The following is a 17,693-nucleotide window of genomic DNA, read 5'->3' on the forward strand; positions in this document are numbered from 1 at the left end:
CTCCTACGAAGGCCTTAGCCCAGCACCGAAATATCCGCTACGCCGAGGAACAGCCCGCGCAGGCGGGCCAGCAAGGCGTAACGGTTGGCGCGCACGCGCGCGTCTTCGGCATTGACCAGTACCGCCTCGAAGAAGGCGTCCACCGGCTCACGCAGGCTGGCCAGCTTGGCCAGGGCCTCGTTGTACTGACGGGCTGCTGCCAGCGGTTGCACCGCGTGGTCGGCCTGCTGGATGGCGGCGTGCAGGGCGAACTCGCTGGGGTTGTCGAAGTAGTGCGCTTCGACCTGGGCGGCGACGCCACCTTCGGCCTTGCTCAGCAGGTTCGACACGCGCTTGTTGGCGGCGGCCAGGGCAGCGGCTTGCGGCAGCTTGCGGAAGGCCTGCACGGCCTGCACGCGCTGGTCGAAGTCCAGCGGCGAGGTCGGGCCCACCGCACGCACCGCCTGGTACACGGCGACTTCGATGCCTTCGTCTTCGTAGCGCGCACGCAGGCGGTCGAAGATGAACTCCAGCACCTGAGCTGCCAGACCGTCGCTGTTGATCTTGCCGGCATACTGGGCGACGGCGAAGTCGACCGCAGTGGCCAGGTCCAGATCCAGGCCCTTTTCGATCAGGATGCGCAGCACACCGAGGGCGGCGCGACGCAGAGCGTACGGGTCCTTCGAGCCGGTCGGCAGCATGCCGATGCCGAAGATGCCGACCAGGGTATCGAGCTTGTCGGCCACGGCCACGGCAGCACCGGTGAGGGTGCTCGGCAGTTCGGCACCGGCACCGCGCGGCATGTACTGCTCGTTCAGGGCCAGGGCGACGTCTTGCGGTTCACCGTCGTTGAGCGCGTAGTAGTAGCCGGCAATGCCCTGCATTTCCGGGAATTCGCCGACCATCTCGGTGGCCAGGTCGCATTTGGACAGCAGACCGGCGCGGGCGGCGCGCTGGGCGTCGCCACCGACTTCGCGGGCGATGAAACCGGCGAGCGCCGATACGCGCTGGGCCTTGTCGAATACCGAACCCAGCTGGGCCTGGAACACCACGTTGGCCAGGCGCTGGTTGAAGTCTTCGAGCTTCTGCTTCTTGTCCTGCTTGAAGAAGAACTCGGCGTCGGTCAGGCGCGGACGCACGACTTTCTCGTTACCCGAGACGATCTGCGCCGGGTCCTTGGACTCGACGTTGGCCACGGTGATGAAGCGTGGCAGCAGCTTGCCGTTCGCATCGAGCAGGCAGAAGTACTTCTGGTTGTCCTGCATGGTGCTGATCAGCGCCTCCTGCGGCACCTCGAGGAAGCGTTCCTCGAACGAGCAGACCAGCGGCACCGGCCATTCGACCAGGGCGGTGACTTCATCCAGCAGCGCCGGCGGCACGATGGCCGTGCCCTGCTCGGCGGCGGCCAGTTCGTCGACGCGGCGGCTGATGATCTCGCGGCGCTCGGCGAAATCCGCCAGCACGTAGGCGCTGCGCAGGTCTTCGGCGTAGCTGGCCGGGCTGCTGATGCGCACATCGCGGTTGGCGTGGAAGCGGTGGCCGCGGGAGACGCGACCGGCTTTTTGCGCAAGGATCTCGCAGTCGACCACGGCGTCACCGAACAGCATCACCAGCCACTGGGTCGGGCGCACGAATTCGTCGCGGCGTGCGGCCCAGCGCATACGCTTGGGAATCGGCAGGTCGTTCAGCGAGTCCTGCACGATGGTCGGCAGCAGGTTCACCGCCGGCTGACCAGGGATGTGCTGGGCGAAGCGCAGTTTCGCCCCGCTGCGGTCGATCTCGGCGATGTCCACGCCGCACTTGCGGGCGAAGCCCAGGGCAGCCTGGGTCGGGTTGCCGTCGGCATCGAAGGCAGCCTGGATGGGCGGGCCGTCGAGGTTCATGCTGCGGTCGGCCTGCTGCTCTTCGAGCTGCTCGATCAGCACCGCCAGGCGGCGCGGCGCTGCATACACGCGGCTGGCGGTGTAGCCCAAGCCGGCGCCCTTGAGGCCTTTCTCGATACCGGCGAGGAAGGCGTCACCGAGGCTCTTCAGGGCCCTCGGTGGCAGCTCTTCGGTGCCCAGTTCGACCAGAAAATCTTGTGCACTCATGCTTGCGCCTCCAGGGTGTTGCCCAGTACTTCGTCTTGCAGGAGACCCGCATCCTTGAGCTTGGCCAGTACTTCGTCACGCAGTTCGGGGGTGGCCATGGGGAAGCCGAGCTTGGCGCGCGCCTGCAGGTAGCTCTGCGCTACCGCACGGGCCAGGGTGCGCACGCGCAGGATGTACTGCTGGCGCGCGGTCACCGAGATGGCGCGGCGGGCGTCGAGCAGGTTGAAGGTGTGCGAGGCCTTGAGCACCATTTCGTAGGTGGGCAGCGGCAGCTCCAACTCGATCAGGCGGTTGGCTTCGCTCTCGTAGAAATCGAACAGCTCGAACAGCTTCTCGACGTTGGCGTGCTCGAAGTTGTAGGTGGACTGCTCCACCTCGTTCTGGTGGAACACGTCGCCGTAGGTCACGGTGCCGAACGGGCCGTCGGTCCAGATCAGGTCGTAGACCGAGTCGACGCCCTGCAGGTACATGGCCAGGCGCTCCAGGCCGTAGGTGATCTCGCCGGTCACCGGGTAGCACTCGATGCCACCGACCTGCTGGAAGTAGGTGAACTGGGTGACTTCCATGCCGTTGAGCCAGATTTCCCAGCCCAGACCCCAGGCGCCGAGGGTCGGCGATTCCCAGTTGTCTTCGACGAAGCGGATGTCATGCACTTCCGGATCGAGGCCGATGGCCCTCAGCGAACCCAGGTACAGCTCCTGGAAGTTCTCCGGGTTGGGCTTCAAGACCACCTGGAACTGGTAGTAGTGCTGCAGGCGGTTGGGGTTTTCGCCATAGCGGCCGTCGGTGGGGCGACGCGAAGGCTGCACGTAGGCGGCGTTCCAGGTCTCCGGGCCGATGGCGCGCAGGAAGGTGGCGGTGTGGAAGGTGCCGGCGCCTACTTCCATGTCGTAGGGTTGCAGCACCACGCAGCCCTGCTCGGCCCAGTAGTTCTGCAGGGCCAGGATCAGGTCCTGGAAGGTGCGCACGGCAGGCTTGGTCTGGCTCACGAAAAAATCACCTGTGGAGGCTTGCGAGGGAAAGCCGGTGAGTATATCGAAACTCGGCGCAGGCCGCAGGGTACGGCACATCGGCATCATCCCTTGTTGTTAATGACTGTATTTATATCCAGCTGTTTTGTGGTTATAGTCGCCGTTTCATCCTGACCGAGGCTTTCCGCCATGCCCCGTTGCTTCTGGTGTACCGACGATCCGCTGTACCAGGCCTACCACGACGAGGAGTGGGGCGTGCCGCAGCGCGATGCCCGGCAACTGTTCGAGATGCTGCTGCTCGAAGGCGCGCAGGCCGGGCTGTCGTGGATCACTGTGCTGAAGAAGCGCAAGCGTTATCGGCAGGTGCTGCACGGCTTCGATCCGGAGCGTCTGGCGCGCCTCAGTGACGAGGAAATCGAGGTTCTGATGCAGGACCCCGGCATCATCCGCAACCGCCTCAAGCTCAAGGCCGTGCGGCAGAACGCCCAGGCCTGGCTGCAGCTGGAGGATCCGGTGACCTGGCTCTGGTCGTTCGTCGGCGGCGCACCGAAGATCAACCACTTCAGCGACCGCAGCCAGATGCTGGCAGTGACGCCTGAGGCTGAGGCCATGAGCAAGGCGCTGAAAAAGGCCGGTTTCACCTTCGTCGGGCCGACCATCTGCTATGCCTTCATGCAGGCCACGGGTATGGTGATGGACCATACCACCGACTGCGACCGCTATGCGCAACTGAAGGGCTCATGACCACCATCACCACGCTGGATGAATTGCAGGCACTGTACGGCGAAAGCCATGAGCGCTCGCGGCGCAAGGAGTTGCCGCGGCTGATCGAACCCTACCGTGCGCTGATTGAGGCCTCGCCCTTCGTGGTGTTGGCCAGCGTTGGCCCGGATGGTCTGGATTGCTCGCCGCGTGGTGATGCGCCGGGCTTCGTGCACATCCTCGACGACCAGACCCTGCTGCTGCCGGATCGCCCCGGCAACAACCGCATCGACAGCCTGCGCAATATCGTGCTCAACCCGCAGGTGGCGCTGCAGTTCCTGATTCCGGGCGTGGGCGAGAGTCTGCGGGTCAACGGCCGTGCCGAAATCTCCCTCGACCCCGAGCTTCTGGAACTGGGCCGTGCCCAGGGCAAGCTGCCGCGCAGCGTACTGCGCATCCATATCGACAGCTGCTACTTCCAGTGCTCCAAGGCGGCAGTGCGCTCCGGGCTGTGGGATGCCTCGCGCCAGGTGGCGCGCGCCAGCCTGCCGAGCGCGGGCGATATCTTCCGCTGCATCTATGAGGAATTCGACGTCGAGGCCTACGAGCGCGATCTGCAACAGCGGCTGCGGACGAGCCTTTACTGACTGAGCTGGCCCTCGTTACGCCTTGTCTTGCCTGCCTCACCAACGGTTTTGAACGTCCTGTTAAACTGGGCGCTTTGCAGAAACGCTTGGAGTCTCTCGTGGAAAAACTCAAGGGCGCCCTGGTAGTCGGGTTCCTGCGTCTGTTCGCACTGCTGCCCTGGCGCGCCGTGCAGGCCTTGGGCAATGCCATCGGCTGGCTGATGTGGAAGCTGCCGAACGGCTCGCGCGACGTGGTACGCATCAACCTGGCCAAGTGCTTCCCGGAGCTGAGCGAGGCCGAGCGCGAAAAGCTGGTCGGGCAGAGCCTCAAGGACATCGGCAAGACCCTGACCGAAAGCGCCTGTGCCTGGATCTGGCCAGCGCAGAAATCGCTCAAGCTGGTGCGTGAAGTCGAAGGCCTGGAAGTACTGCAACAGGCGTTGGCCTCGGGCAAGGGCGTGGTCGGTATCACCAGCCACCTGGGCAACTGGGAAGTGCTCAACCATTTCTACTGCAACCAGTGCAAACCGATCATTTTTTATCGCCCGCCGAAGCTCAAGGCGGTTGACGAACTGCTGCAGCAGCAGCGCGTGCAGATGGGCAACCGTGTCGCACCCTCGACCAAGGAAGGCATCCTCAGCGTCATCAAGGAAGTGCGCAAAGGCGGGGCCGTGGGTATCCCGGCCGACCCGGAGCCGAGCCGTTCGTCGGGCGTGTTCGTGCCCTTTCTCGGTACCACCGCGCTGACCAGCAAGTTCGTGCCGAACATGCTCACTGGTGGCAAGGCGGTCGGTGTGTTCCTGCATGCGCTGCGCCTGCCGGACGGCAGCGGCTACAAGGTGATCCTCGAGGCGGCCCCCGAAGGCATGTATAGCGAGAACGTCGAAGAAGGCGTGGCGGCGATGAGCGAAGTGGTGTCGCGTTACGTGCGTAACTACCCGAGCCAGTACATGTGGAGCATGAAGCGCTTCAAGAAGCGCCCCGAGGGCGAGGCCAAGTGGTACTGAAGCTGTTTCGCCCATCTCTTGCTGATGCGGTCGCGGCCAGGTTCTAGCAGGCTGTTGAAAAACTACCTGCGTTGGCAATACTGCGTTAAAAACGGCCTCGTGCGCGAGTCCGATCAAAATGCTCATTTACAGCACGTAAACTGCGCTTTTTCGGCCGTTTTTTCCTTGTCTTGCCTGCCTCGCCTACGTTTTTCAACGGCCTGCTAGAGCTCCAGCTCCAGTCGCCGGGCCGCGAAGCCGTCCAACTGCCCCTCCAGCAGCAACTGGCGAATCCAGGGTGCCAGCAGATCCTGGCGGCCGTCGAGCATCTGTACCGGCCCCCATTGCTCTGCGCAGTCGATGAAGCGTTGATGATTAGCGCTGACAGCCTCCAGGATGCGCTTGTCCTGGCGCAGTACTACGCCGAATAGCGGCCGCATCAGCAGGCGTTTCAGCCAGCCGGGTAGCCAGCCGCGGCGGCTGGCGATACGAGCGATTACCTGCAGATGACCGGTTTCGGCGGGAACGAGCCAGGCGCTGATCAGCAGCGAGAGCCGGCCGCGAGCGTCGCGGTATTCGATTTCCGCCAGCCCCGGTAAGCGGAAGCGGCCGAAGCTCTCGCCGCGACTGCCTTCGAACAGCCGCGAGATCAGCCCGGTTTGTAGGCTCTCCTCGCTGTAACGTGCTTCGACCCCATCTTCCAGTGCGCGGATATCGGCGATCACTCGCTGGCGCTTGCTGTCGCGGCGAATCCAGCCGGCGTGCACGAAGTGCGTATGGAAGGCGTCAAGGAAGTTCTCCGCCGCTTCTTGCAGGCTGCAACGCACCTTGTCGTGCATCCAGAACAGATCCAGTCCTTCCTGCGTGGCGCTACAAGGCAATGCTGGTGCAGGCAGCGTGGCGTCGCGTACCCATATAAGACCATGGGACTCCAGCATCTGCAGCGGTTGCAGCAGAGCGGCGCTGCTGCCTTCATCGAGGCTGCCCGGGGCACGGGTGCACTGTCCGGCACCGTCGAAACGCCAGCCGTGATAGGGGCATTCGACTACGCCGTCGCGCACGCAGCCGGCGCTAAGCGGCGCGAAGCGATGTGGGCAGCGATCCGGCAATGCTGCGGGACTACCGTCACTCTCGCGAAACAGGACCAGCGGCCGGCCGTGCAGCACGCGCGCCAGCGGTTGGCGGGTGCCAAGCTGCTGGCTTGTCGCCAACGGCCACCAGTACGCCAGTGGCTGGTCGGTCGGATTCATAGTTTCAGTTTCCTCATCAGCGGCACACCCAGCCCCTGCAGGAGCGCGGCCAGGGTGCGCCAGACCAGGCGCTGGCGCAGCGGCAGATGGGCGATATGCACCATGCTGTATTCGATCTGTGGCTGGCCGCCGCGCAGACGCTTGAAGTGCGCCGCACCGGAGCTGAAGTTGAGCAGCATGCGGCGTTTGGCCGCCTCTTCCAGGCACAGCCGGGTCAATTGGCGGTAGAGCCCGGCACGCTGTGGCAGCGCGGTGTCATAGCCGACGATGGGCGCGCTGAGCACGCTGTCGCTGGCGAACCAGCCGGCGACCCCATCAATGCGCCCGCAGGCCGCGCGCAGCACGCGCAGTTCGAGCCAGCCATCACGCAGGCCCTGTTCCAGCCAGGCGGCGCTGTAGTGCGGGTTCAGGGTGCTGTATTTGTCCAGATAGAGCAGGTTGTAGAGCGCTTCGACGCGCTCGAACTCCCCGTCCACCAGGGTTTCGCCCGTCTCGATCCGGTAACCGCTGCGCCGCAGCAGCGAGGCATCGAGCCGACAATTGTGGTGATGCAGATAAGCGCTGTCGGCGCCATCGCTGCCATCGAACAGATAGACCTGGCGGCTCGGCACGGTGAGATAGCCGAGCGCATCAAGGCGTTTCAGCAATGCGCCGTTGCTCACCGGGTTGAGTGAGCGAAAACCGAAAGCATGCGTGGGAAAACGCTGGCGCAGGTGCGCCGTCAACTCATCCAGACCTTGGCCTTGCCAGTCCGAGGGATACAGATTGGTCGACAGCAGCCAGTTGTTGACCTGCACGATGCGATCGATACGGGCGCTGCGGAGCAGATACTCGACGCCAGCGACCAGCGGCTTCAGCAGGTTTGCCAGCAGCCGGCTAGGCAGGCGCCGCAACTCATCACGGGCATAGCCGCTGTAGGCGGTCAGTGGTGAGACCACATAGCAGTTGTCGGCCTGCTCGCCACCGTGGTTGATCGATACCGGCATCTGCCACTGGCCCAGATCGAGCAACTGCAGTTCGCAGAGCAGGTTGCCGATTCCGCGTTCGGCATGCTCGCGTACGTAACGCACCGCAGCGCTGTCGAGTTGTGCCAGTTGCGGATCGTCGGCAGCCAACAGCTTCATGGGTTCGGCGCTCCATCGAGCGGCTGGCCGTCCCATTCGATATCCGCGGTCGAGGCAGCCAGCAGGCCGCGCCGGCGCAGCAGTGCGCGCATGGCGATCTCGCCGACGCCTAGCAACTGGGCTGCCAGCGGGCCGAGGTCGCCGTCACGCAGGATCACGTCGCGCGCCGCGCGATAGTCGCTCCAGAACGCGCGGCTGGCGAGATGGCGTGGCGCGCCGATCAGCAGCATCGCCAACGCCACCATGCGTGGCGACGGGCTGGACAGAAGTGGCTCGCAGGCGTTGTTCAGGACGTTCACCAGCGCGGTGGGCTGGTCGTCGAACAGGTGGATGCCGCTGGTTGCGCGTGGGTTGCATTCGAGGACGTGGAAGCGCCCTTCGGCGTCGGCGATGAAGTCGAAACTGACCTGGCCGCTGTAGCCGGTGGCCTGGCCGAACGCCTCGATAAAAGTCCGCACGGCAGCAGGCTGTACGGGCTGGAAGTAGATGCCGGAGCCACGCCCGACACGATACAGCGGGCGGTAGCAGGCATGCGCGCGTAATTGGCCGTTTACCAGCAGGCTGAAGCTGCAGTGTTCGTCGCCGGCGATGAAGCGCTGCGCCACCCAGGGCTGCTCAGGGGTTGGACGTAACGCCTCGACCGCGCGCGCATCCGGGCGAATCAGGGTGCGTGAGGCGAAGCGCGAATACGCCGGTTTGTACACCCAGTTGCGACTCTCTCCGGCGAGGGCGAGACAGTCTTCGTGCCCCTGCAGCAGACGTGTCTCAGGCGCTTCCACCTGCCAGCCACGGGTCATCTCGGCGAAACGCCCCTTGTGATGCAGGTGGTGCAACAGCTCGAAATCGCTGGTCAGCACCCGGCACAGCGGTGTCAGTTGTGGCAAGCCATGGGCCAGGTAGAAGACTTCCTCGCAGGTCGGCACGATCAGATCGATAGCGTCCTGGCGGATGCGCTCGGCCAATACCTCGATCCAGGCTTGCGGGTTGCTGCGTGGCTCCGGCAGGCGGATGAAGTGGTGTGCCGACTGGCTTGAGCGAGTCAGCGGCCAGGCCAGCGAGTCGCCGACGCTGACTGTCCAGCCGCTGGCGGCGAAGGCCCGTGCCCATTCCAGGCAAGCCGGCGCACGCGCGCCAAGGATCAGTACGTGCATGGCGCTCCCTCAGGTTTACGTTGCAGCAGCAGGCGGCGGCGCTTGGCACCGGGTGCATCTGGCAGCCAGTCGCTGATGTGCAGCGTTGCGGGTTGTACCTGCTGCTGTTGAAAGAATGTCGCCAGCGCTTCGCGCAAGGCGGCTTCTGCCGCTACCCGCTCTTCTGCCTGCAGTTGCAGATGCCAGTCCATGCCATCCTGGCAAATACGCCACTGCTCCAGTTGCGCAGCTGCAGTGGCGACAGCACGGCGTAGCAGGTCGGGATAGAGCGGACGCAGGCCGCTGCCATCCAGCGCCGGCAGCCAGAAGACTTCATCGGCACGGCCTTCGATGGCAGCTAAGGTGCGTTCGGCGCGGCCGCAGGGGCACGGTGTCGGCGCCAGTTGCAGAATGTCGTTGAGGCGATAGCGAACGATGATCTGCGTGGTACGCGAGAAGTCGGTGATCAGCGGCTGGAAGCGGCGCTGCTCCTGGTCCAGCCATTCGGGTTCGATCAGCAGGTGGGTTTCGTTCAGGTGCAGGTTGCCACGCTCGCAGCTGTAGCCGAGAAAGCCTTCGCTGGCCTGGTAGATCTGCGCCGGGCGGCGGCCGAAGGCGTGCTCGATGCGCTGCGCATCTTCTTCCTCAAGGACTTCGGCGACCGATACCAGGTGCTCTGGGGCGATGTGCAGGCGCCCGGCAAGATGCGCGTCGGCCAGTGCGCGCAGCACCGTGGCTGGTGCGACCAGTACATGCGGCTGCTGACGTTCGAGCTCGCCCAATGCGGCGTCCAGGCCAAGCAGCAGGTCATGAAAGGCGAAGTCGATGCGGCGGCTGGACAGCGTGGTGTACAGCCGGCTGTTGGCGCGCAGGAAGAAGGCGATGCGCAGTGGCTCTCGCCATGGCAGCAAGTGACCGAGCAAGCGTGTCGGCAAGGTGCGCGCCAGCAGGGTGCCGGCCCAGCGTTCACGTTCCTCACGGCCGACCAGAAAGACCCCGCGATGACCGGATGTGCCGCTGGAAAGGCCGACGGTCAGTTCGCCTAACAGCGGGCTGAAATCCCGCGAATGCTCTGCTTGCAGCGCAACATCCAGAGCAGCCTGCAGCTCGATACCCCGGCTGTTGCAGGCGCTGAATTCATTCATCAACAGCGCCTTGTCCATCTCCGGCCAGTACTCCAGCGGCTGGCCGCGAAAGGCGCGCAGGCGCGGCGCCTGTGGCGCAGTTTCACGCAGAAACTGCTGTAGTTGGCGCGCTTGCCAGGCCTCCAGGCGGCGTCGGTCGGAGAAGCGCAGCCGCCAACGGCTGTGGATAAAACTGCCGGCAACGCGTAGCACGCTGCGCAGCCGTTCAAGGCCGTGCATGAAAGACCTCCGCGGCCACTTCGCAGTGCGATGGCAGGATCAACAGCGAGGGTTCGCGCCGGGCCAGTTCGCCGACGGCGGCGAAGGTCTCGCGATAGGCTCGAACGCCACTATTACTGAACCATTGCGTCGGCGCCGGTGGCAGGCGACCTTCACGACAGGCGGGAAGCGAATAGCAGGCGTCCGCCACCAGCAGCAGCGGTCCGCTACTGGCATCGGGGATGCACAGACCGAGTTGGCCGTGGCTATGGCCGGGCAGCGTGACGCCGAGCAGGTTGCCATCGCCGAACAGGTCGAAGCCATTTGTGAATGGCGCCATCCATGCTGGCAGTGACCGCTGTGGGTAATCGTCAGCCTGTTCCAGACGCGTGGGAAAGTCGTCCGGCAGCAGGCCCGGCAGGCGTCCCTGCAGCGTTGCCCGCCAGCGTTTGCCGCGTAGCGCCAGCACATGCTCGCTCTCGGCGCGCAGGGCGATGAAGCGCGCCTGCGGAAAGTCGCGCAAGCCGGCAACGTGGTCGCCGTGATAGTGCGAGATGATCACCGTGGTGATCTCCTCGCAGCGGATACCACGCGCGGCGAGCTGCGCCGGCAGGCACTCTTCGGCAGGGAGATTCACTGGTAACAGGCTGCCGTAGAGGCGTTCGGGAAAGTCGGCGGTGGCCTTGAGAAAGTGCGGCGCATAGCCGGTGTCGTAGAGCATCCAGCCGCGTGTCGGGTGGCGCAGCAGGGCGCAGTACGACGGGAAATCCACCTGTTGCAACCCTGCTCCGCGCGCGGCCATGCAGGCCAGGTGGCGGCAACTGCCGACCCGTAGCCAGTCGACTTCGACCGCCGTACTCATTGATTGCGCTCCAGCCACCAGGCCGCGTGGCGGCGAATGCCTTCTTCGAGATCGATGGTGGGCCGCCAGCCCAGCTCGCGGCGGATCGCCGAGGTATCCAGGGTCTGGCTGAAGGCGAGTACGCCAGCGCTGTAGCGGGTCAGCAGCGGTTCCTCGCCATTGCGCAGATGCGCACCAGTTTCAAGCAGACGGGCGACGCCGGACACCAGTGGCCAGGGCAGCCGGCGAGTGCGCAGCGGCAACGCGAACGCCGTGGCGACGCGCTCCAGCAGATGATCAAGGCGGATCGGTTCAGCGTTGCTGACGTTGTACAGGTTGTAACGACGCGGCAACGGCTGGGTCAGGCCGAGCCAGACGGCATCTACCAGATTGTCGATATAGGTCAGATCGAGTTCGGCCCGCCCGCCGCGCATCAGCGGGATCGCACCACGGCGCATTACGCGCAGCATGCGTGGCATCAGCGTGGCGTCCCACGGGCCGAATACGGCGCGCGGGCGCAGCACCACAGTTTGCGCGACATCGGCTTTGCGCAGCAGCACCTCGGCCATGCCCTTGGTTTGCGCATAGCGGTTCACCGGTGGCGGCAAAGGGTCGCTCTCGCGGACGCCGAGACGATCCTGGAAGTCGAAGTACAGACTCGGGGTCGACAGATGCACCAGGCGCTCGACGCCATGCGTACGGCAGGCATGAATGACCTCTTCGGTCGAGGCGACATTGGCGCGCTGAAATGCCTCGGCGCTGCCCCAAGGCGCCGATAGCGCCGCGCAATGCACCAGAGCATCGGCGCCCCGGGCCGCCTCTGCCAGCGCTGCACGTGCCTGTGGAGTGCCGTGCTCGATGGATAGAAAACGCATCGCAGCCGGCGCGTGGCGCAGTACTTCGTCGGCAGCGTCTTGGCTACGACCGCTGAACACCACCTCGCAACCCTCTGCGGCCAGACGCCAGGCGATATGCCGGCCAACGAAGCCGGTACCGCCGGTGAGCAGAATCTTCATTCCAGCTCCAGCAGCATGCCGCCGAGCGAAAGCCCGGCACCCGTGCCGAGCAGCAGCACGCGCTGACCGGAGCGGATGCGCCCGTCGCGCAGGCCGATATCGAGGGCGGTCGGCAGCGAAGCGGCGACCTGATTGCCGTACTCGGCAAAGATGTCGATCACCTGCTCGGTCGCAAAGCCCAGCCGCTTGCGCAGGTGCTCCATCGCCAGATGGCTGGCCTGGTGTGGAATCACGCGGTCGATCTGTGCCTGCTGCAAACCCGCTTCGTCGAGCAGGGACTGCAGAAATCCCGGCAGATGGGTCGAGGCCAGGCGGAAAACCGCTTTGCCCTGCATGGCGAAACGACTCAGGGCGGCGAAATTCTCGTCGCCGCGCGAGGGGTGGTGACGCGAGCCGCCCGCGGCAATCTGGCAGAGCGTGGCACCTTCGGAATAGGTGCGTAGCTGGGCCGCGAGGATGTTCAGGCGTAGCCCATCGCCGTCGCGCCCAAGCACCACAGCGGCGGCGCCGTCACCGAAGATCGCGGCACTGTGCAACTGCTGCCAGTCGAGCCCGCAGGACGCAATATCGGCGCAGACCAGCAGCACCCGACGATAACGGCCGGCAACCAGTGCCCAGGAAATCTGATCCAGAGCGGCGATAAAACCCAGGCAACTGGCATTGATGTCGAAGGCCGGGATACCGCTAGAACCGAGACTAAGCTCGCGGTGGATGAGCGCTGCGTTGCAAGGCATGCCCTGATCCATGGTGCCGCTGGCGGCGATCACGCAGTCGAGCTGGTCGGCAGTCAGGCCAGCGGCTTGCAGCGCCTGTTGAGCGGCCTGTGCGGCAAGGCCGGCGGCGCTATCTTCGGCGGCGGCTACGGCGCGGCTGCGTACGCCACTGATGCGCTCGACACTGCCATTGGGTAGACCGAGCGAATGGTCGATTTCGCAGCTTGTCAGGCGCCGCTTTGGCAGGGCATGGCCGCTACCGAGAAGTGTCAGGGCGCGGCGCGGTAAAGAGTCGATCAGCATGCACAATCCATTGTTCAGGCATCGGTGATAGCCCTGCATGATGAACCAGCGAGGCGTTTACGCCTACCATGCAAGTTAGGCAACAGCGTAATTTCGTGCGCCATGGCGCCCTTTTCGGCGCTCTCTACAGCGGTATTGCCGTCGTTTACAGGCGTGTCGGTGAGCGATTGCTCAGCGCTGCTCACAGGTGGCGGGTAGGTCATAACGCAGCGTGCGCCTCAGAAGGATTTTGGTAACCGATTGGCACCTTTTTTACGCCACATGCTGGGCGCTTGCGCACTAATGCGCTATTAAAGGCGACATTGCTCGTCCATTTATGGAGCCGTCATGCCGAACCAGCGCCAGCAGGTGCGTACCCCGATGAAGTGCCGGATCAAGATCAGCCACCCCAGCTTCGGCGAGCTGCTGGCGCAGACTCGTGACCTGTCCGATAGCGGTGTTTACGTGAAGCACCCGGACATGGTCAGCTTGTCGGTCGGCACCGAAGTGATCGGCCAGGTACAGGATCTGCCTTTCCCTGCGCCGGTATTGAAGATGGAAGTGATGCGCGTGGATGCTGAAGGGGCGGGCTTGCGTTTTCTCGGCGAGGCCTGAACCGCGCCAGACAATCCGGACCTGCGTCAGGAATGTTTCGAAGCTGCGGAACATTTTGTTACATCTACACTCTGATCTAGGCCTCACTCCGAGGTGGCGTCCATCAGAGGCGTTTTCGACATGAGTCGAGCGGTACCCGAACTTCCCGCTGAAAGCGCAGGCGCGCCAGATCTTCCTCCCTCTCCCCAATCCGGCTGGCTGCAACGCAACCGACACCTGATCGGCCTCGGTCTTTCGCTGCTGTTGTTCGGCCTGGCGCTGGTCGCCTGCTGGCATCTGGTGCGTGAAATCAACCCGGATCAGGTGCGCGAATCGCTGGCCGCTGTGCCGCCGCAGGCACTGCTTGGTGCTCTGCTGGCCACCGTGCTGGGTTTTGCGGTGATGCTCGCCTACGAGTGGTCGGCCAGTCGTTACGCCAACGTTCAGTTACCGCCGTCGACTCTGGCGCTGGGTGGCTTCTGCGCCTTCGCCATCGGCAATGCCGTGGGGTTGTCCGCATTGTCCGCATTGTCCGGTGGTTCGGTGCGCTATCGCCTGTACGGGCGCAACGGTCTTGGCGCGGGCGATGTGGCGCGCATGAGTCTGTTCGCCAGTCTGTCGCTGGGCGTCAGCCTGCCGATTCTCGCGGCGCTGGCAGCCCTGTTCGATCTGGAAGACGCCTCGGGCGCGCTGCGTTTGTCCGAACCCGTGCTGGCAGTGCTGGCCGTTGCGATATTGCTCGCGGCGCTGGTCGTGGGGCTGCTGGTCAGCCGTAAATGCCTTGCCGAGCGACCCGCACCCGGTTGCTGGCAAATCGATCTGGGTCGCTTCAGTCTGCGTCTGCCCGGTTTGCGCATGAGCCTGACGCAGCTGTTGATCAGCAGCCTTGACGTACTGATCGCTGCCAGCGTGCTGTATCTGCTGCTGCCCGAGGCGCCGCCTTTCTCCTCCTTCGTGTTGATCTACATGCTGGCACTGGCAGCTGGCGTGCTCAGCCATGTGCCAGGCGGTGTCGGGGTGTTCGAGGCGGTGCTGCTGGCGGCCTTTTCCTCGCGTATCGACCCGGCCGGGCTGCTCGCGGCGATGCTTCTCTATCGCCTGCTCTATGTGATTTTGCCGCTGGTGGCGGCTGGGCTCCTGCTGCTGGCCAGCGAAGCGCGTCGCCTGTGGTTCCCGCGGCAGGTGGCGCGCATGGCCAGTGGTATGGCGGTACCCCTGCTGGCGCTGCTGGTGTTCTGCGCCGGTGCGGTATTGCTGTTCTCCGGGGTGACGCCGACCATGGACGAACGCCTGGAGGCGTTGGGTTTCCTCATGCCGCCGCAACTCGTGGCCGCCTCGCACCTGGCGGCCAGCCTGGTCGGCACGCTTTGCCTGCTGCTGGCGCAAGGGCTGCGCCGGCGCCTGTCAGCGGCCTGGGCACTGACCCTGGTGCTGCTCTGCCTGGGCGTGGTGTTGTCACTGCTCAAGGGCTTCGACTGGCCGGAGGCCTTGGCGTTGGCGGCCATCGCGGGCTTGCTGGCGCTGTTTCGCCGCGAGTTCTACCGACGTAGCCGGTTGATGGACGTGCCGGCCTCCGGCTTGGTGCTGGCGGCCACCGCCGGAGTGATCGCCGCCTCGGTGTGGCTGCTGCTGTTCGCCTATCAGGATGTCGCCTACAGCCATCAGCTGTGGTGGCAGTTCGAGCTGGATGCCAATGCCCCGCGCGGCTTGCGGGCGGCGTTGGGCAGTGCGCTGGTGCTGCTGGCTGTCGGCCTGACCTGGCTGCTGCGCGCCACGCCGCCGAGCATCAGCCTGCCGGACGAGGGTGCACTACTGCGCGCTCGCGCCATCGTCCAGGCCTCACGGCAACCCGAAGGTGGCCTGGCGCTGAGTGGCGACAAAGCCCTGCTGTTCCACCCCGATGGCGATGCCTTCCTCATGTACGCCCGCCGCGGACGCAGCCTGGTGGCGCTGTTCGACCCCATCGGCCCGCCGGCAGCCCGCGCTGAGCTGATCTGGCAGTTCCGTGACCTCTGTGACCGCCACCATGCGCGGCCGGTGTTTTATCAGGTGCGCGCGGAGAACCTGCCCGGCTATATCGATATCGGCCTGACCGCGCTGAAGCTCGGTGAAGAGGCGCTGGTGGATCTGAAGACCTTCGACCTGGCCAGCAACGGCAAGGAGATGAAGGCGCTGCGCTACACCTGGAACCGTGGTCAGCGCGACGGCCTGAGCCTGGAGTTCCACGCTCCCGGTCAGGTGCCGATGGAGGAGCTGCAGGCGATTTCCGATGCCTGGCTGCAGGGCAAGAACGTGCGCGAGAAGGGGTTTTCCCTGGGCCGCTTCAGCCCCGGGTACTTGGCGCATTTTCGTGTCGTGGTGGTGCGTTTCGAGGGGCGTGCGGTGGCCTTCGCCAACCTGCTGGAATGCCAGACGCGCGCAGTGGCCAGCCTCGATCTGATGCGCGTACTGCCGGATGCGCCGAAGTCGACCATGGAGTTTCTCATGCTTGGCCTGATCCAGCAGTTTCAGAGCGAGGGCTATGCGCGTTTCAGCCTCGGTATGGTGCCGCTGGCCGGCTTGCAGACGCGCAAGGGTGCGCCGCTGCCGCTGCGTCTCGGCGCGCTGGTGTTCGACCGTGGCGAGAACTTCTACAACTTCCAGGGCCTGCGACGCTTCAAGGACAAGTTCCTGCCGCAGTGGGAGCCGCGTTACCTGGCCGTGCCGGCCGGGCTCGACCCTTGGGTGGCATTGGCCGATACCGCCACGTTGATCGCTGGCGGCTTGGGTGGACTGGTGAGGCGTTGAGATGAGCAGGACGACAAGGACGCTGGGCGGGTTGTTGCTGGTTGCTGCATTGGGCGCCGGAGCATTTATCTTGTGGTGGTCGATGCATGCCGTGCCTCATCTGCAAACGCTGCAGATACAGGGCACGCCGGCGCAACTGCTGAGCCAGGGCGAGGCGCGTCAGCGTGTGCTGCTGCTCGCGCCGACCGAGCAGGCGCTGGACGAAAGCACGCTACGCCGCCTTGCCGAAGTGGGTGATCTGCGCCTGCTGCAATTGCCCTTCGTCGCGGGCGACTGCAAGGCGCAACAGCAACTGATCAGCCAGGCCAGCGAGGAACTGGGCGGCGCGCCGACAGTGGTGGTCGGTATCGGCCCGGCAGCAGCCTCGGCCTGGCGCTGGCTGGCGACGCAGCAGAGTGACGAGGCTCAGGCGCTGTCGGTCGGCTTCGATCTGGCCAAAACCGATTGCGCCGAGCCGCTGCCCCAAAGGGCGGAGCACGGTCACTGGATCGCCCTGTGGAATGACAATCCGGGTGACGACAACGCCCGCTTCCTGCGTGAGCAGCAAAACGGCGAGCCGCGCATCGGTACGTTGGGCACGCCGCTGCCAACGCTGCTGGCCGATCAGCTGCAACACCTGCTCGCCGGCCAGGGCGCGGCAATGCCGGTGATCGAGCATCCTTCGGCGCAAGCGGCCGATACCCTGACCCTGTTCTATTCCGGTGATGGTGGCTGGCGCGATCTGGACCGTGCCTCGGCCGAACACATGGCCGCTGCCGGCTATCCGGTGGTGGGCATCGACACCCTGCGTTACTACTGGCAGCACAAGAGCCCGGAACAGAGCGCCGCCGACCTGTCGCGGCTGATGCAGCAATACCGTGACAAGTGGCACGTGAAACGCTTCGTGCTCGCCGGCTACTCGTTCGGTGCCGATGTGCTGCCGGCGATCTACAACCGCCTGCCGGCCAGTGATCAGCAGCAGGTCGACGCGATGTTGCTGCTCGCCTTCGCCCGCAGCGGCAGCTTCGAGATCGCCGTCAGCGGCTGGCTTGGCAAGGATGGCGCGGAAGCACCGACCGGGCCGGAACTGCGCAAGGTGCCGGCAGCCAAGGTGTATTGCATCTACGGCAGCGAGGAGACGGCCGAGAGCGGCTGCACCGAAGCCGGTGCCCCGGGCGAGCACCTGATGATCGAGGGCGGCCACCACTTCGATGGTGATTACGCGGCGTTGGCGCAGAGGATGCTGGCGGCGATAAAAGCGCGGCAGCTGCGTTAGTCTC

The 17,693-nt window shown here is 64.9% G+C and carries 15 protein-coding genes; 6 read left to right on the forward strand and 9 right to left on the reverse strand.

The features are described from left to right. Positions 1-14: 14 nt before the first annotated feature. Together glyS and glyQ are read right to left on the reverse strand one after the other, a co-directional pair. A complete protein-coding gene (gene glyS, locus AAEQ75_RS08610) occupies positions 15-2,069 on the reverse strand; it encodes a glycine--tRNA ligase subunit beta (protein ID WP_343351661.1) in 2,055 nt (684 codons plus the stop codon). After that, positions 2,066-3,058 (reverse strand): glycine--tRNA ligase subunit alpha, encoded by a 993-nt coding sequence (gene glyQ / locus AAEQ75_RS08615; RefSeq protein ID WP_343351663.1) that lies wholly within the window; start codon positions 3,056-3,058, stop codon positions 2,066-2,068. Before glyQ ends, glyS begins: the two co-directional genes overlap by 4 nt. A 171-nt stretch (positions 3,059-3,229) precedes the next feature. Here glyQ and AAEQ75_RS08620 point away from each other — a divergent pair, with 171 nt between their 5' ends. From AAEQ75_RS08620 to AAEQ75_RS08630, 3 genes are all read left to right on the forward strand, one after another. Continuing rightward, positions 3,230-3,784, forward strand: a complete 555-nt coding sequence (locus AAEQ75_RS08620; protein WP_179575007.1) for a DNA-3-methyladenine glycosylase I — start codon at positions 3,230-3,232, stop codon at positions 3,782-3,784. Continuing rightward, complete coding sequence (locus AAEQ75_RS08625; RefSeq protein ID WP_179575008.1) at positions 3,781-4,389, forward strand: MSMEG_1061 family FMN-dependent PPOX-type flavoprotein; 609 nt, start codon at positions 3,781-3,783, stop codon at positions 4,387-4,389. The genes AAEQ75_RS08620 and AAEQ75_RS08625 overlap by 4 nt, the downstream gene beginning before the upstream one ends. Before the next feature lie 98 nt (positions 4,390-4,487). After that, entirely contained in the window at positions 4,488-5,375 is an 888-nt protein-coding gene (locus AAEQ75_RS08630; RefSeq protein WP_179575009.1) for a lysophospholipid acyltransferase, read from the forward strand. A gap of 203 nt (positions 5,376-5,578) precedes the next feature. Here the strand turns inward: AAEQ75_RS08630 and AAEQ75_RS08635 are convergent, their stop codons facing one another. From AAEQ75_RS08635 to AAEQ75_RS08665, 7 genes are read right to left on the reverse strand one after another with little or no spacing between them, the layout of a single operon-like run. Next, positions 5,579-6,604 carry a Rieske 2Fe-2S domain-containing protein gene (locus AAEQ75_RS08635; protein ID WP_343351667.1) on the reverse strand — a complete coding sequence of 342 codons (1,026 nt, stop codon included), beginning with the start codon at positions 6,602-6,604 and terminating at the stop codon, positions 5,579-5,581. Further along, positions 6,601-7,728, reverse strand: coding sequence for a GNAT family N-acetyltransferase (locus AAEQ75_RS08640; protein WP_343351669.1), 1,128 nt, complete (start codon positions 7,726-7,728; stop codon positions 6,601-6,603). Before AAEQ75_RS08640 ends, AAEQ75_RS08635 begins: the two co-directional genes overlap by 4 nt. Further along, the gene (locus AAEQ75_RS08645; protein WP_343351671.1) at positions 7,725-8,879 is read right to left on the reverse strand and encodes an ATP-grasp domain-containing protein; all 1,155 of its coding nucleotides are present in this window, start codon (positions 8,877-8,879) and stop codon (positions 7,725-7,727) included. The genes AAEQ75_RS08640 and AAEQ75_RS08645 overlap by 4 nt, the downstream gene beginning before the upstream one ends. Beyond that, a complete protein-coding gene (locus tag AAEQ75_RS08650) occupies positions 8,867-10,222 on the reverse strand; it encodes a F390 synthetase-related protein (RefSeq protein WP_343351673.1) in 1,356 nt (451 codons plus the stop codon). Before AAEQ75_RS08650 ends, AAEQ75_RS08645 begins: the two co-directional genes overlap by 13 nt. After that, positions 10,209-11,063, reverse strand: a complete 855-nt coding sequence (locus AAEQ75_RS08655; protein ID WP_343351675.1) for an MBL fold metallo-hydrolase — start codon at positions 11,061-11,063, stop codon at positions 10,209-10,211. Before AAEQ75_RS08655 ends, AAEQ75_RS08650 begins: the two co-directional genes overlap by 14 nt. Next, on the reverse strand, positions 11,060-12,058 hold the full coding sequence (locus AAEQ75_RS08660; RefSeq protein ID WP_343351677.1) for an NAD-dependent epimerase/dehydratase family protein: 999 nt from the start codon (positions 12,056-12,058) through the stop codon (positions 11,060-11,062). Before AAEQ75_RS08660 ends, AAEQ75_RS08655 begins: the two co-directional genes overlap by 4 nt. After that, positions 12,055-13,074, reverse strand: coding sequence for a 3-oxoacyl-[acyl-carrier-protein] synthase III C-terminal domain-containing protein (locus AAEQ75_RS08665; protein ID WP_343351680.1), 1,020 nt, complete (start codon positions 13,072-13,074; stop codon positions 12,055-12,057). Before AAEQ75_RS08665 ends, AAEQ75_RS08660 begins: the two co-directional genes overlap by 4 nt. A gap of 327 nt (positions 13,075-13,401) precedes the next feature. On the opposite strand from AAEQ75_RS08665, the gene AAEQ75_RS08670 reads away from it, so the two are divergent. From AAEQ75_RS08670 to AAEQ75_RS08680, 3 genes are all read left to right on the forward strand, one after another. Next, a complete protein-coding gene (locus AAEQ75_RS08670; protein WP_179575017.1) occupies positions 13,402-13,668 on the forward strand; it encodes a PilZ domain-containing protein in 267 nt (88 codons plus the stop codon). Between the two features lie 120 nt (positions 13,669-13,788). After that, complete coding sequence (gene mprF, locus AAEQ75_RS08675; protein ID WP_343351682.1) at positions 13,789-16,434, forward strand: bifunctional lysylphosphatidylglycerol flippase/synthetase MprF; 2,646 nt, start codon at positions 13,789-13,791, stop codon at positions 16,432-16,434. 1 nt (position 16,435) lies between these two features. Then, positions 16,436-17,689 carry a virulence factor family protein gene (locus tag AAEQ75_RS08680; protein WP_430523450.1) on the forward strand — a complete coding sequence of 418 codons (1,254 nt, stop codon included), beginning with the start codon at positions 16,436-16,438 and terminating at the stop codon, positions 17,687-17,689. Positions 17,690-17,693 lie beyond the last annotated feature (4 nt).

This window comes from Pseudomonas sediminis, assembly GCF_039555755.1.
Taxonomy (GTDB): domain Bacteria; phylum Pseudomonadota; class Gammaproteobacteria; order Pseudomonadales; family Pseudomonadaceae; genus Aquipseudomonas; species Aquipseudomonas mendocina_D.

Bases quoted from the DNA above. Each gene is read 5' to 3' on its own strand.
- AAEQ75_RS08635 (WP_343351667.1), bottom strand. From the start codon at position 6,604: ATGAATCCGACCGACCAGCCACTGGCGTACTGGTGGCCGTTGGCGACA.
- AAEQ75_RS08680 (WP_430523450.1), top strand. From the start codon at position 16,436: ATGAGCAGGACGACAAGGACGCTGGGCGGGTTGTTGCTGGTTGCTGCA.
- glyS (WP_343351661.1), bottom strand. From the start codon at position 2,069: ATGAGTGCACAAGATTTTCTGGTCGAACTGGGCACCGAAGAGCTGCCA.
- AAEQ75_RS08670 (WP_179575017.1), top strand. From the start codon at position 13,402: ATGCCGAACCAGCGCCAGCAGGTGCGTACCCCGATGAAGTGCCGGATC.
- AAEQ75_RS08620 (WP_179575007.1), top strand. From the start codon at position 3,230: ATGCCCCGTTGCTTCTGGTGTACCGACGATCCGCTGTACCAGGCCTAC.
- mprF (WP_343351682.1), top strand. From the start codon at position 13,789: ATGAGTCGAGCGGTACCCGAACTTCCCGCTGAAAGCGCAGGCGCGCCA.
- AAEQ75_RS08650 (WP_343351673.1), bottom strand. From the start codon at position 10,222: ATGCACGGCCTTGAACGGCTGCGCAGCGTGCTACGCGTTGCCGGCAGT.
- AAEQ75_RS08640 (WP_343351669.1), bottom strand. From the start codon at position 7,728: ATGAAGCTGTTGGCTGCCGACGATCCGCAACTGGCACAACTCGACAGC.
- AAEQ75_RS08660 (WP_343351677.1), bottom strand. From the start codon at position 12,058: ATGAAGATTCTGCTCACCGGCGGTACCGGCTTCGTTGGCCGGCATATC.
- AAEQ75_RS08625 (WP_179575008.1), top strand. From the start codon at position 3,781: ATGACCACCATCACCACGCTGGATGAATTGCAGGCACTGTACGGCGAA.
- AAEQ75_RS08655 (WP_343351675.1), bottom strand. From the start codon at position 11,063: ATGAGTACGGCGGTCGAAGTCGACTGGCTACGGGTCGGCAGTTGCCGC.
- AAEQ75_RS08645 (WP_343351671.1), bottom strand. From the start codon at position 8,879: ATGCACGTACTGATCCTTGGCGCGCGTGCGCCGGCTTGCCTGGAATGG.
- AAEQ75_RS08665 (WP_343351680.1), bottom strand. From the start codon at position 13,074: ATGCTGATCGACTCTTTACCGCGCCGCGCCCTGACACTTCTCGGTAGC.